At 61.5% G+C, this 13681-nt stretch carries 13 protein-coding genes and 1 riboswitch; of the genes, 4 read left to right on the top strand and 9 right to left on the bottom strand.

What is annotated here, in order from left to right; translation table 11 throughout:
* Window positions 1-153: 153 nt before the first annotated feature.
* The 3 genes from KW568_RS26650 to ahcY all read right to left on the bottom strand — a co-directional run bounded on the left by KW568_RS26650 (window position 154) and on the right by ahcY (window position 3745).
* Entirely contained in the window at window positions 154-1230 is a 1077-nt protein-coding gene (locus KW568_RS26650; protein ID WP_004576716.1) for a hypothetical protein, read from the bottom strand.
* Between the two features lie 93 nt (window positions 1231-1323).
* Window positions 1324-2169: a methylenetetrahydrofolate reductase [NAD(P)H] gene (gene metF, locus KW568_RS26645; protein ID WP_003249357.1), complete on the bottom strand. Its 846-nt coding sequence runs from the start codon at window positions 2167-2169 to the stop codon at window positions 1324-1326.
* A gap of 166 nt (window positions 2170-2335) precedes the next feature.
* Entirely contained in the window at window positions 2336-3745 is a 1410-nt protein-coding gene (ahcY, locus tag KW568_RS26640; protein WP_003249358.1) for an adenosylhomocysteinase, read from the bottom strand.
* Between the two features lie 20 nt (window positions 3746-3765).
* Window positions 3766-3862, bottom strand: a riboswitch (S-adenosyl-L-homocysteine riboswitch).
* Window positions 3863-4040: 178 nt separating this feature from the next.
* Between ahcY and KW568_RS26635 the strand changes: the two genes are divergently transcribed.
* The gene (locus KW568_RS26635; protein WP_003249362.1) at window positions 4041-4442 is read left to right on the top strand and encodes an acyl-CoA thioesterase; all 402 of its coding nucleotides are present in this window, start codon (window positions 4041-4043) and stop codon (window positions 4440-4442) included.
* A gap of 112 nt (window positions 4443-4554) precedes the next feature.
* On the opposite strand, the gene KW568_RS26630 is transcribed toward KW568_RS26635, so the two are convergent.
* Window positions 4555-5790 (bottom strand): sodium:proton antiporter, encoded by a 1236-nt coding sequence (locus KW568_RS26630; RefSeq protein ID WP_012053901.1) that lies wholly within the window; start codon window positions 5788-5790, stop codon window positions 4555-4557.
* A 192-nt stretch (window positions 5791-5982) separates the two neighbouring features.
* Here KW568_RS26630 and KW568_RS26625 point away from each other — a divergent pair, with 192 nt between their 5' ends.
* Both KW568_RS26625 and KW568_RS26620 read left to right on the top strand, forming a co-directional pair.
* Entirely contained in the window at window positions 5983-6816 is an 834-nt protein-coding gene (locus tag KW568_RS26625; protein ID WP_003249366.1) for an EamA family transporter, read from the top strand.
* 28 nt (window positions 6817-6844) lie between these two features.
* Window positions 6845-7231, top strand: coding sequence for an MAPEG family protein (locus KW568_RS26620; protein WP_003249368.1), 387 nt, complete (start codon window positions 6845-6847; stop codon window positions 7229-7231).
* Window positions 7232-7281: 50 nt separating this feature from the next.
* On the opposite strand, the gene KW568_RS26615 is transcribed toward KW568_RS26620, so the two are convergent.
* Window positions 7282-8433 (bottom strand): murein transglycosylase A, encoded by a 1152-nt coding sequence (locus KW568_RS26615; protein WP_004576621.1) that lies wholly within the window; start codon window positions 8431-8433, stop codon window positions 7282-7284.
* Window positions 8434-8552: 119 nt separating this feature from the next.
* Here KW568_RS26615 and KW568_RS26610 point away from each other — a divergent pair, with 119 nt between their 5' ends.
* Entirely contained in the window at window positions 8553-9011 is a 459-nt protein-coding gene (locus KW568_RS26610; RefSeq protein ID WP_003249371.1) for a cytochrome c, read from the top strand.
* Window positions 9012-9196: 185 nt separating this feature from the next.
* Here the strand turns inward: KW568_RS26610 and KW568_RS26605 are convergent, their stop codons facing one another.
* From KW568_RS26605 to metK, 4 genes are all read right to left on the bottom strand, one after another.
* Window positions 9197-9589 carry a DUF1090 domain-containing protein gene (locus KW568_RS26605; RefSeq protein WP_004576620.1) on the bottom strand — a complete coding sequence of 131 codons (393 nt, stop codon included), beginning with the start codon at window positions 9587-9589 and terminating at the stop codon, window positions 9197-9199.
* A gap of 132 nt (window positions 9590-9721) precedes the next feature.
* Window positions 9722-11422, bottom strand: coding sequence for an NAD-dependent DNA ligase LigB (ligB, locus tag KW568_RS26600; RefSeq protein ID WP_004576619.1), 1701 nt, complete (start codon window positions 11420-11422; stop codon window positions 9722-9724).
* A 467-nt stretch (window positions 11423-11889) separates the two neighbouring features.
* Window positions 11890-12165 (bottom strand): hypothetical protein, encoded by a 276-nt coding sequence (locus KW568_RS26595; RefSeq protein WP_004576618.1) that lies wholly within the window; start codon window positions 12163-12165, stop codon window positions 11890-11892.
* Between the two features lie 308 nt (window positions 12166-12473).
* Window positions 12474-13664, bottom strand: coding sequence for a methionine adenosyltransferase (metK, locus tag KW568_RS26590; protein WP_003249375.1), 1191 nt, complete (start codon window positions 13662-13664; stop codon window positions 12474-12476).
* Between the last annotated feature and the right edge of the window lie 17 nt (window positions 13665-13681).

The raw sequence follows: 13681 nt of genomic DNA, 5'->3' as shown, positions 1-13681 counted from the left end.
CTCGGCCGGTGTACGGTAAAGGCATGCACGATCGATGTGGGAGCGGGCGTGCCCGCGAACACCGGCGAAGCCGGTGCCAACGATCGGGTTACTCTCTTCGCGGGCACGCCCGCTCCCACAAAGCCGCGCAAGACAATGAATTTTGCGGGCACATCAGGCTTGAGTGGTTCGCAGCAGATGCGCCTCGATATCCTTGCGCCGCTCGCCCAGCGATAGCCGTAGCCCCGGATGGCGCAGGCACTGACGCAGCCGCTCGGGCTCCATGTAGCCGTAGCGGTCATTGAGGTTTTCCAGGGCCTTGTCCCACCAGGCGGACGCGCAGGCGCGGTCGAACTCATTGGGGTAGGGGTAGCAGCCATAGAGCAATTCGCGGGCGAACTGGCGCTCGTGGCTGGGCAGGGTCAGGCTCAGCGCTTTGTAACCCAGACGGTGCAGGGTGGGTGGTCGCGGCAGTTGGTCGTTTACCCGCGCAACGTCGGCCAGGGCCGAGGGGCTGAGTGGGTCGTGGTCGTGCTTGCGCAGCCAGGCCTGGATCTTGGCGCGGAACTGCGCCTTCCGGCTCCAGTAGTGATGGATGACATCGGTACACTCGGCCAGCTCCAGGTTGCGGTAGGCCGCCACTGCCAGGCAGAACTCCTCAAGGGTATAGGCCTCGCGAGCCAAGGGGTAGAATTCGTCCATCATGGCGATGGAGCGGTCCAGGGTGCCGCAGTCCTCGGCAGTGAGGCCGATAACGCCGGAATTGACGAGCGGCATCTGGCAGTCGGCCAGTCCCCGGGACTCGAGAAGGGTCAGCAGGTTTTTGTACAACAGGCACTTCTGGTCAGCGCCGTAGCGTGTGCCGATGGCGTTGCACAGCAGGCGGTTGGGCGCCACACGGGCGAACAGGTGCAACGGTGAAGTGCGGAAGAAGGTGTCTGTATCGATCAGTACTGCCAGCGGGTGTTGCTGCAGTACCTGGCGCAACAGCACATGCTTGCTGCGAAAGTGATAACCGTGCGGGGCATTCCATGCCTGGCGCGTGGCCTCGTCCAGCAGGTGGACGGTGACGGGCAGCTTGGCGTAGGGCTGCGCATTGTCGGTGTAAACCTGGATGTCCATGGCCTCGCCGGCTGCGCTGCCCAACTGGGCGAGGGCGCTGACGATGCTGAAGCAGGCTTCCTGATGGTAGGTTGCCGAGCCAAAAGCCAGGTAAACAAGCTGTGGGCGCGAAGGTTGGGGGTGCTGCATGGCAGGCGAGACCTGTTTAACCCGAAATTGAATAAGGCTTTAGTCTATGACCAAAGCCTTAATCATTTCTTAAACAGACTTTGCCAAAAGATTTCAGCGCGGCAGTTTCAGGTTGTTCCAGATCGCCAGGCTCGGTTCAGCCTGGTTCAAGGTATAGAAGTGCAGGCCCGGCGCGCCGCCTTGCAACAGCTGTTCGCACATGCGGGTAATCACTTCTTCGCCGAACGCCTGGATGCTGGCGGTGTCGTCGGCATAGGCTTCCAGCTGCTTGCGGATCCAGCGCGGGATCTCGGCACCACAGGCATCGGAGAACCGGGCCAGCTTGCTGTAGTTGGTGATCGGCATGATGCCCGGTACCACCGGAATGTCCACGCCCAGCTTCTGTGCACGCTCGACGAAGTAGAAGTAGCTGTCGGCGTTGAAAAAGTACTGGGTGATGGCGCTGTCGGCACCGGCCTTGACCTTGTGCACAAAGTTGGCCAGGTCCGCCTCGAAGTTGCGCGCCTGCGGGTGCATTTCCGGGTAGGCAGCCACTTCCAGGTGGAAGTGATCAGCGGTTTCCTGGCGGATGAACTCCACCAGGTCGCTGGCATAGCGCAGTTCACCACTGGCCATGCCCATGCCCGACGGCAGGTCGCCGCGCAGTGCGACGATGCGTTTGATGCCGGCGGCCTTGTACTCGGCCAGCAGGGCGCGCAATTCGGCCTTGGTGTCGCCCACGCACGACAGGTGCGGCGCGGCAGGTATCTTCACTTCGCTTTCCAGCTGCAGCACGGTATTGAGCGTGCGGTCGCGGGTCGAGCCACCGGCACCGTAGGTGCAGGAGAAGAAGTCCGGGTTATAGGTGGCCAGCTGGCGGGCGACGCCCATCAGCTTTTCGTGACCGGCGTCGGTCTTGGTCGGGAAGAACTCGAAACTGTAGCGGCGTTCTTGTGACATCAGGCGTTCCTCTGGCAACAAGCGTCTAGCGGCAAGCTGCAAGTAAAAGCCAGATCGGTGATGGCCGGTCTGGCTTGGGCGTCGTTCAAGATCTGTGTTTCTGGAGCTGCAAGTGGCAACGGCACGGTATGCCTTTGCTTGCCACTTGCAGCTTCAAGCTTGCCGCTTAGTAGCGGTAGGCGTGCGGCTTGAACGGGCCTTCGACGGTCACGCCGATGTAGTCGGCTTGCTGCTTGGTCAGCTGGGTGACCACGCCGCCGAAGCCGCGGACCATTTCCAGGGCCACTTCTTCGTCGAGTTTCTTCGGCAGCACTTCCACGGTCAGGCGCTCGGCTTTCTTTTCGGCCGACAGGTCAGCGAACTTCTGCTCGAACAAGAAGATCTGTGCCAGAACCTGGTTGGCGAACGAGCCGTCCATGATGCGGCTTGGGTGGCCAGTGGCGTTGCCCAGGTTGACCAGGCGGCCTTCGGCCAGCAGGATCAGGTAGTCGTCGTTCTGCGGGTCGAAGCTGCCAGCGCCGGTACGGTGGATCTTGTGAACCTGCGGCTTGACCTCTTCCCAGGCCCAGTTCTTGCGCATGAAGGCGGTGTCGATCTCGTTGTCGAAGTGGCCGATGTTGCAGACTACGGCACGCTTTTTCAGGGCCTTGAGCATGTTGGCGTCGCAGACGTTGACGTTACCGGTGGTGGTCACGATCAGGTCGATCTTGCCCAGCAGAGCCTTGTCGATGCTGGCTTCGGTGCCGTCGTTGATACCGTCGATGAACGGCGAGACCAGCTCGAAGCCGTCCATGCAGGCCTGCATGGCGCAGATTGGGTCAACTTCGGAGACCTTGACGATCATGCCTTCCTGACGCAGGGACTGGGCCGAGCCCTTGCCCACGTCACCGTAGCCGATCACCAGGGCCTGCTTGCCCGACAGCAGGTGGTCGGTACCACGCTTGATGGCATCGTTCAGGCTGTGACGGCAGCCGTACTTGTTGTCGTTCTTGCTCTTGGTGACCGAGTCGTTGACGTTGATCGCTGGGACTTTCAGCTCGCCCTTGGCCAGCATGTCCAGCAGGCGGTGTACGCCGGTGGTGGTCTCTTCGGTCACGCCGTGCACACGGTCCAGTACCTGCGGGTACTTCTTGTGCAGCAGTTCGGTCAGGTCACCACCGTCGTCGAGGATCATGTTGGCGTCCCATGGCTGGCCATCTTTCAGGATGGTCTGCTCCAGGCACCACTCGTACTCTTCTTCGGTTTCACCTTTCCAGGCGAATACCGGGATACCGGCGGCGGCGATCGAAGCGGCGGCCTGGTCTTGAGTCGAGAAAATGTTGCAGGACGACCAGCGCACTTCGGCACCCAGGGCAACCAGGGTTTCGATCAGCACGGCGGTCTGGATGGTCATGTGGATGCAGCCCAGGATCTTCGCACCCTTGAGCGGTTGCTCGGCCAGGTACTTGCGACGCAGGCCCATCAGCGCAGGCATTTCCGATTCGGCAATGATGGTTTCGCGACGGCCCCAGGCGGCCAGGGAGATGTCGGCGACTTTGTAATCGGTAAAACCAGCAGGCATGTTTGCAGCGCTCATGAGAGCCTCCATTCGTAATGTGCGAATGGGCGCCGTTGTGCGTTAAGCGCTCGCGGGAGCGAGCAACGCCCCATCCGAGCCTGACAGGCCTAGCCTGCTGCAGCGCCCCTCGGACAGGTGGCGGGCATGGCACCGCTGTGGGCAACCATGTAAAACGGCGCAGATTATAGCTGCCCCCGCCGGCTTGCCCAAGGTTTTCCGTCGATTAATCGCGACGATAGTCGATGTTCAATGGAGCGAAGGCAGCCGCTCTGCCATCATTGCTACACGTTAGCCAAGCAGGTCAGGAGTACAGATGAACTTTCACACCCGCAAGTGGGTTAAACCCGAAGACCTCAACCCCAATGGCACCCTGTTCGGTGGCAGCCTGTTGCGCTGGATCGATGAAGAGGCGGCGATCTACGCCATCGTCCAGCTGGGCAACCAGCGTGTGGTGACCAAGTACATGTCGGAAATCAACTTCGTCAGTGCTTCGCGTCAGGGTGACATCATCGAGCTGGGCATCACCGCTACCGCGTTCGGCCGCACCTCGATCACCCTCAAGTGCGAAGTGCGTAACAAGATCACCCGCAAGAGCATTCTGACTGTCGACAAGATGGTGTTCGTCAACCTGGGTGAGGATGGCTTGCCGGCAGCCCATGGGCGCACCGAGATCAAGTATGTGCAGGACCAGTTCCCGGATTCGGCAGTCGAATAGATTCTGGTTGCCTGTGCCGGCCTCTTCGCGGGTGAACCCGCTCCTCCAGGGGTACGCAAACCTGTAGGAGCGGGTTTACCCGCGAATGGGCCGCAAAGCGGCCCCGGCATTCTCAAGGCTGGGCGCTGACCTTGCGCACCACGCGCCCAATGCTCAACCCCTGCACCAGAATCGACGACAACACCACGATGTAGGTGATCGACAGCAGCAGGTCCCGTTCCTCGCCCAGCGGTAGCGACAGTGCAAGTGCCACCGACACGCCACCGCGCAGGCCACCCCAGGTCAGCACCCGCACCGTGCCTTTGGGCACCGGGCGCCAGCGCCGCAGCAGCACGATCGCCGGGGCCACCGTCAGCAGGCGCGACAGCAGCACTGCCAGCGCCAGCACGCCACCGGCCGCCAGGTGCATCCAGTTGAACGGCAGCAGCAACAGCTCCAGGCCGATCAATGCGAACAGCAGCGCATTGAGCATGTCGTCGATCAGTTCCCAGAAACCGTCCATGTAACGGCGGGTCATGTCATTCATCGCCAGGTTGCGCCCCAGGTTGCCGATGATCAGGCCAGCCACCACCATGGCGATCGGTGCCGACACATGCAGTTCGTAGCACATCGCCGAACCACCGATGACCAACGCCAGGGTCAGCATGACTTCCACCTGGTACTGCTCGACACTCTTGATCATCCGGTAGGTGGCGTAGCCGATCAGGCCACCGAACACCACGCCGCCAATGGCCTCGCGGGCGAACAGGATCGCCGTGTCGGTCATGCTCGGTGTTTCACCCAGCTGAATGATGCCCAGCAACACGGTGAATACCACGACTGCCGTGCCGTCGTTGAACAGTGACTCGCCGACGATGGTGGTTTTAAGCGGTTTGGGCGCATTGGCAGTACGCAGCGCGCCAAGCACGGCAATCGGGTCGGTTGGTGAGATCAGTGCACCGAACAGCAGGCAGTAGATCAGGGGGACCTGCCAGCCGAACAGGGCAAACACCCAATGCGCGAGGTAGCCGATGACCACGGTGGCGATCAGCACGCCCAAGGTGGCCAGCAGGCCGATCGGCCAGCGGTAGCTGCGCAGGTCGCTGAGGTTGACGTGCAGGGCGCCGGCAAACAGCAGGAACGCCAGCATCCAGTGCATGAGCAGGTCGTTGAAGTCGATCTGGTTCATCAGCCCTTCGACGCGTTCTTCCAGGCCAGGGAAGCCGATAAGGCTCAGGCCCTGCAACATCAGGGAAAACAGCAGCGCCGTAACCATCACACCGATGGCGGGTGGCAGGCCGATGAAGCGGTAGTTCACATAGGTCAGAAGTGTGGTGAGGCAGATAAACGCGGCAACTAATTCAAGCATCCCGAATCCTGTAACAGTGGCTTCCAAGTCGTTACCCGAGTGACTCGGGCAGTTCTTTGATGACCTGGCACGGGGTTCGGGGCACAGGGTTTGACCGAATTCCTTGGAAACGTTCCCACACAAGAGGCGCACAGCGACGCTTGGGAACGCTATATATTCAACCTCCGAAAACCCTCACAAGGATACGAAGGCGTGTTGGCAACCTCTCTGGTGCTGGTGGCCGCCCTGCTGCATGCGACCTGGAATACATTGATCAAATTCAGCGGCGAGCGCTTGCTGGTCATCGCCAGCATGGACACGGTAGCGCTGGCCTTCGCGGTGCTGGCGGTGCCCTTCGTGGATGTTCCGCCTGCTGAAATCTGGCCTTGGTTGGTTGCTTCGGCACTGGCTGAGCAGTTGTACCGTTATTTGCTGATCCAGGCCTACCGCGTGGGCGACCTGGGGCTGGTCTATCCTCTGATGCGCGGGCTGTCGCCGTTGGTGGTGCTGGGGCTGACCCTGGCCTTTGCCGGGGAATCGCTGAGCCAGCAGCAGATCATCGGTATCCTGTTGATCCCCTGTGGCATGGCCTGTCTGTTGTGGCAGGGCGGCGGCGGTGACCGGCTACCATGGTCGATGCTGCCGGTGGTTGCCTTGATTGGCCTGTGCATTGGTTGCTACACCTGGTTCGACGGCCAGGCCGTGCGCCTGTGGGGCAAACCGTGGGATTACCTGGTCTGGCTGACCCTGCTCAGCGCCTGGCAATTCCCGTTGTTGGCGAGCGTAGCGCGGCGGGCGCCATTCGTACTGTTCTGGCGAACCCAATGGCGCCTTGGGTTGGCGGTAGGGTTCTGCGTATTGTTCAGCTATGCCCTGGTGCTGTGGGCCATGCACCTGGGGTCTGTGGCCGAAGCGGCGGCACTGCGGGAATTGAGCGTGATCCTGGTGGTGCTGCTGGGTATGCGCTACCTCAAAGAACCTTTTGGCGGGCCGAGACTCCTAGCTTGCGGGCTGGTATTGGCCGGCATGCTGGTAATGAAGCTTTGACCTGAAGACTGAACAAGGAGTCCTGTCCATGACTGTTGCCCTGTGGTGCATCCTGATTGCCCTGCTGTTGAACCCGCTTTGTGCCTTGATCGCCAAGGCGAGCAGCGGCCGCTTCGGCCTCAAGGACAATCACGATCCGCGAGCCTTCCTCGATACCTTGTCGGGCCTGCCACGGCGTGCCCATGCTGCGCAGCAGAATGGCTACGAAGCGTTTCCGGCATTTGCTGCGGCGGTGCTTGTGGCGGATATCGTCGGCAATGCCGAGCAGGTGACCCAGGATGTACTGGGGGTGATGTATATCACCAGCCGCTTGCTTTACATCATCTGCTACCTGGCCGACTGGGCTGCCTTGCGGTCGCTGGTGTGGCTTGCCGGTTTGGCACTGATCGTGTCGTTCTTCGTGGTTTCCATCTGAAACCGAGTGGCCTTCTTCGCGGGCAGCTCCCGCGAAGAAGGCAGCAACGGTCAAGGTACCTTGGGCACTTCAGGCAGTGGCTGGCCCTTGGGCCACAGCATCCAGATCTGCCCTTGCTGCTTCATGTTCCCGGCCAGTTCGCCGGCTTCCGGCCCAGTGCCCCAGAACAGGTCGGCACGCACTTCGCCGGTAATCGCCCCGCCGGTGTCTTGCGCGCCAACCGGTCGTACCACCGGCGAGCCGTCCGGGCGTGTGGTAGACAGCCACAACAAGCTGCCCAGGGGAATCACCTTGCGGTCGATGGCCACGCTGTAGCCGGCGGTAAGCGGTACGTTCAGCGAGCCGCGCGGGCCTTCGTTGCTGTCCGGGCGGGTGCTGAAGAATACGTAGCTGGGGTTGCTGGCCAGCAGCTCTGGTACGCGCTGCGGGTTGGCCTGGGCCCAGGCATGAATGGCGCCCATGCTCACGTCTTCTTTTTTCAGCTGACCCTGCTCCACCAGCCAGCGGCCGATCGGCCGATAGGGGTGGCCGTTCTGGTCGGCGTAGCCCAGGCGCAGTTGACGGCCGTCTTCCAGTTGCACCCGGCCAGAACCCTGGATCTGCAGGAACTGCAGGTCCATCGGGTCGGTCAGCCAGGCCAGCACCGGTGCCTGGACGCCGTTACGGTTGATGACCTCGGCCGTGTCATAGGGCTTGAGCACCCGACCCTCCAGACGGCCGCGCAGGCGTTTGCCCTTCAGTTCGGGGTACACGCTGGCCAGGTCGACCACGATCATGTCATCAGGGATGCCGTAGACCGCCACATGGTTGGTTGCCGATTGGCTCAGGCTGCCAGGGTAGACCGGCTCGTAGTAGCCGGTAATCAGGCCGTTGGCATTGTTCTCTGCAGAGCGCAGGCCGTACACCTGCAGGTTCTGTTCAAGGAAGGTACGCACTTGGGCGGCGCTGGCTGTGGCGCTGCCGGCCGCTTCGCAGGTGGCGGCCCACACCGGGTCGCGCTTGAGTTTTTCGCAGCCGTTGCGCCATGCATAAAAGCCGGCCAGCAGGTCTTCATCGCTGACCGCCGGCAAGTCTTTCCAAGTGGCCGGGGCATAGGTGGCGACAGCGTGGGGCTCGGGCTTGGCGCTCTCGCCGCCGTTGCAGCCGGCCAGCAAAGCCAGCACCGGCAGAGTCCAGGCCAAGTGGCGCAGGGCAGATTTCATGTGTGCATTCCTGTCATGAGCGAACATGAAGGTTCGCCCCTGTCTTTTATGTGGCTATTGGTGTTTGGCCCAGTGGCAGCGATACTGGCCGCCCATTTGCGTAGGCCGAAGTGAGCGTGATGTTGAAGCGATTGACCGTTGTTCTGCTGGCTGCACTTGCCCTGGTAGGGGCTTTGACGGGGTGTGACCGGGTTGACCCGAACTCGCCGCTGGGTAAACGCAAGGTGATCTTCAAGGACATGCTCAAGACCAGCGAAGACCTGGGGGGCATGCTGCGTGGCCGGTTGCCGTTCGACGGGGTAAAGTTTGCCGACGGTGCGCTGAAGCTGGACAGCCTGTCGCATCAGCCGTGGCAGCATTTTCCACAGGCGCGCGATGGTGGTGACAGCGCCGCCCGCGCCGACGTGTGGGAGCGCCAGGCGCGGTTTCATGACCTGGCTCGGCAGCTTGAAGGCGTCACCGGCGAACTGGTTGATGCCACCCGCAATCAGCCACTGGATGCTGCGCAACTGAAGGCACCGATGGACAAGGTCGAGGCTGCGTGCAAGGCCTGTCATAGCGAATTTCGTAATCATTGAATGGCTGTGCTTGCGCAAACCTTCGGGGCTTGTACAAATTCCTGTGGGAGCGGCCTTGTGTCGCGATAGGGCCGCTCAGCGGCCCCGGGATTTCAGCAAAAATGCATGCATAGCTGGAGCCGTCGCGCGGCCCTATCGCGACACAAGGCCGCTCCCACAAAGACCAGGCTTGCCGGCCAGATGCCTTAGCGGTCGAGATCGTCGACCGCTTCCTGCAGCTCTTTACGCGACTCGGCCAGCTTGTCCTTGCGCTTGTTGATCTTCTCGGCGTCGCCTTTCTTCTCTGCCTTCTTCAAGTCCTTTTCCCGCTGCGCCACTTCGTGACGCGCATCGAGCACCTTCTGCTCACGTTCCTTGCGCAGGCTGGCGTCGGTGCAGTTGTCCACACCGCGCAGGGCTTCCTCCAGCCCTGCAACCTGGTCGCTGTTACCGTGGTCACGGGCAATTTTCAGCTGGTTTTCGATGGCGCTGCGCTTGGCGGCACAACCGGTCAGGCCGGCATCCGGCTGGGCAGCCTGAGTAGTACCCGCGGCCAGGCCCAGTGTTGCGAGCAGGAAAAGAGTCGAAATACGTTTCATGAAAAGCCTCCCTAACGGGGCGGGGCAGCAAAAGTTGGGGGAAATCCTGCCTTGGTTTTGCCCATTTAGAAACCCTTGATGAGGTTTTCTGCCGGAGTCTCGGGTTTTTCCTACGCACTATTTGGTAAAAAATCATTGCTCAATGCGCTGGGGTGGGGTCCGGAAACCTTCTATGCCGGCTTCGGCCAACTGTGCGGCAATGGCTTGCACCTCGGAGGCTGCGAAAAATTCCACAAGTTGGCGCGAGCGTTTTGCGCCGATGCCGGGCACGGTTTGCCATTGCCCGGCGCTGCGTGAAGCCAGCGCCTGCCAGTCGCCAGCCAGTGGCAAATGCTTGCCAATGGGCACGCCAAGGGCGCGCAGCCATTGATCGAAGGGGCGTGAGCGGGCTTCGTCGAAACTGCCCAGCAGGTGTGCCGCGGTGAGTCTGCTGATGCCGGGGGCCTGCTGCAGGCGCTCGGCATCGAGCTGCAGCCAATCGGTCATGGACGTTACCAAGCCAGCTTCGACCAGCCGACGCCATGTGCCGGGCCCGGTGCGGGGCAAGGCCAGGCCCTGTTTACCGCCAAGCCAGGTGAGGCGGGCAATGAACTGCTCATCACAGCCCTCGCTGGCTTGCCAGCAGCTGTGGGCATGATAGCGGTCGGGCGCAGGCGCGGCGACCGCCTGGCGTTCGACCGTGCGATGCACCACTTGCTCCAGGCGTGGAATGGTCAGCCCGGCCAGGCTGATGGCCACCTGGTCGCCGGGGCGGATGTCGAGGGTGTGCCAGCGCGCCAGCGAACCCAGGCTTACCTGGGTAATCCGTCGGTCGTCCAGGGTTACCGGCAGCAAGTGCAACACGGGCGTGACCCTGCCGGTGCGGCCAACCCGAAAGCGCACGTCGCGTACTTCGGCCAAGGCTTGTGCATAGGGATACTTCCAGGCCGCGATCCAGTAGGGCGCCTTGGCCTGCCAGCGCTCGGCAGGTGGTCGGCTGCCCTGGCGCAGGATTACACCGTCGGTGGCGAAGGGCAGAGCAGAGCGATACCAGTGCTCGCGCCAGTGTGCTGCATCCTCCAGCGTGTCGATGGCGATGCTGTAAAGCTGGCTGTCCGGAAACCCCAGCCGTGCCAGCTGGGCGAGGCGTTCGGCCTGTTGCTCGGGGCCGTGCGGCCAGCCCCACACGAACAGGCCGATAGCGTTGCCTTGTGCGCCGGTCAGTTGCTTGCGTGCGAGCAGCCCTGCCACGGTACCCCGGGCGTTGGCGCTGCCTGCCTTGGCTTGCACATGTTCGTCCAGGCGCAGATACAGCTCACCTTGCAAGTGCAGGTCCACCGCCTCGGGCAACTGCCGGGTGACAGCGCCGAGCTGTGGGATGTGTCGGCTCCAGTCATGGCCGTGTACACCGTCCCCCCGGCTGGTCAGCTGCACCAATCGGCCCTGTTGGTAGGTGAGGGAAACGGCTACGCCGTCGACCTTGGGCTGTACCCACACGCCGCTCTTGCCGGCCATCCATCGCGCCACGGCCTGGCGGTCTGCCAGCTTGTCAACGCCGGTATGCGGCACGGGGTGGGGGACCGGGCCGCGAGCGCTGGCCAGGGGGGAGGGGCTGGTGCCAACCGCGAAGCACTGCTGCAGGTGGTTCAGGCGCTCGCGGCTTTGGTCGTACAGTTCATCGGCGACCAGGGCAACACCCTGGCGATGGTAGTGCTCGTCCCATCGGGCAAGCGTGGCGCGCAGTTGCGCAACTTCGGCCTTGGCCTGTTGCGGGGTCCAGTCGGGGCATGAGGTGGCCCAGGCCTGGGGGGCGTTTAGCAACAGCATCAGAGTTAGTAACAGCATCAGCGGCATGGCCAGCATCCTTGCTTGGCGGGGTGAGTCCTCAGCGTAGGCAGGTAGTGCGGTGGGTGAAGTGCGAGGTTGTCAGGTGATATGTCCGAGGGGCTGTCTTGAGGATTGAGGTGGCGCTCGATCTCACAGGCGCTGGGACTGCTGTGGCGAACTCCTGGCAGCCACCCAATTTTCAAAACATACGCCCATTTTTTATTTGGGCGTGACTGAGTGATACAGGTGAAGTGGTGGAAGTTGTTTTCGACGACCACGTCAATGCGTGAGAAAGGCCAGCGTCTGCCGCTTTATAAAACCCACTCATTCAATGCGATAGTGGGCTTGGTCATCGTGGTTTTCTCCGTTAAGTTTAAGGCCGCAAACTCAATATTAGCCAAGGACCACGATGACCATCGTCTTTCGTCCGCAGGGTACATTTGGCTGGTTCTGTTACGCCACATTCTAGGGCGCGATCTGCAAAACTTTAACTATCAAATATATAGCGCGTACAGATGGTTATCGATATCCGTAATGCGTAACACGACTTCATCTACCGAGCCGGTTTTAAGAGCATTGTATGCCTCCATTGCCACGTACCGCATCGCTGGCGCCGTCACGGTGAATTCATGTGCTGTGCCATCTTTGTCGGTTGCGAAAAGGAACAGAAGATCTTGATGGCCCTCCCGGGAGGAGTCGTAAGCTAAAAGGTTAATTTCGACAGCATGTACCAGCCATTCATTAGGCAAAATCAGCTCGTGTTTGTTCATGGCAACCTCCAGAAGTAGAAGAACTGCAGAAGCTTTTTTACTCTACGCACCGAAAAAATTCACCACAACTAGCATTTTTATCAGGTGCCGCTACGCACACTTATAAGGCTCGTCTCGCCAACACGTCTCCCTGATCTTTGATACTTGCATGTGCCTGTCGCTTGTCGTATTTCTCGCTCAGCGTTGAAAAGCAGCGCTCGACCCCATTCAGGATTTAATCCAGCATTTGGGGTCAGATTGCTGCGCGCAATATAAAAAAGCCCCTGCCGATCGCTCGGCAGGGGCTTTCGTCTGGCGCTGTAGGAGGCTTACAGGCCGGCAGCGTCACGCAGCGACTGGGCGCGGTCGGTGCGCTCCCAGGTGAAGGTGGTGAAGGTGTCGTCGCCGACAGTCTTCTGCTGCGGGGTGCGGCCGAAGTGGCCGTAGGCAGCGGTTTCCTGATACATCGGGTGCAGCAGGTCGAGCATGGTGGTGATGGCGTATGGACGCAGGTCGAAGCACTCACGCACCAGCTGGATGATCTTGTCGTCGGAGACCTTGCCGGTGCCGAAGGTGTTGATCGAGATGGAGGTCGGCTGGGCCACGCCGATGGCGTACGACACCTGGATCTCGCAACGCTCGGCCAGGCCGGCGGCGACGATGTTCTTGGCCACGTAGCGGCCGGCGTAGGCGGCAGAGCGGTCGACCTTGGACGGGTCCTTGCCGGAGAACGCGCCACCACCGTGGCGGGCCATGCCGCCGTAGGAGTCGACGATGATCTTGCGGCCGGTCAGGCCACAGTCACCCACCGGGCCACCGATGATGAAGTTGCCGGTCGGGTTGATGTGGTACTGGGTGCCCTTGTGCAGCAGTTCGGCCGGCAGGGTGTGCTTGACGATCAGCTCCATCACGGCTTCTTGCAGGTCTTTCTGCGAAACCTCCGGGTTGTGCTGGGTCGACAGCACCACGGCGTCGATACCGACCACTTTGCCGTTCTCGTAGCGGCAGGTGACCTGCGACTTGGCGTCCGGGCGCAGCCATGGCAGCAGGCCGGACTTGCGCGCCTCGGCCTGGCGTTCTACCAGACGGTGCGAGAAGCAGATCGGTGCAGGCATCAGGACTTCGGTTTCGTTGCTGGCGTAGCCGAACATCAGGCCCTGGTCACCGGCGCCCTGGTCTTCCGGCTTGGAGCGGTCCACGCCCTGGGCGATGTCTACCGACTGTTTGCCGATGATGTTCATCACGGCGCAGGTGGCGCCGTCGAAGCCGACGTCGGAGCTGTTGTAGCCGATGTCGATGATGACTTTGCGCACCAGGTCTTCCAGGTCGACCCAGGCCGACGTGGTGACTTCGCCGGCGATGATGGCGACACCGGTCTTGACCAGGGTTTCGCAGGCTACGCGGGCGTATTTGTCCTGGGCGATGATGGCATCAAGGACAGCGTCCGAAATCTGGTCGGCGATCTTGTCCGGATGCCCTTCGGACACGGACTCGGAGGTGAAAAGGGAGTATTCGCTCATCTCGAAGGTTCCTGAAA

It is taken from the genome of Pseudomonas sp. HD6515 (assembly GCF_024971855.1).
Taxonomy (GTDB): domain Bacteria; phylum Pseudomonadota; class Gammaproteobacteria; order Pseudomonadales; family Pseudomonadaceae; genus Aquipseudomonas; species Aquipseudomonas alloputida.
This window is presented reverse-complemented; position numbering and strand designations above follow the sequence as displayed.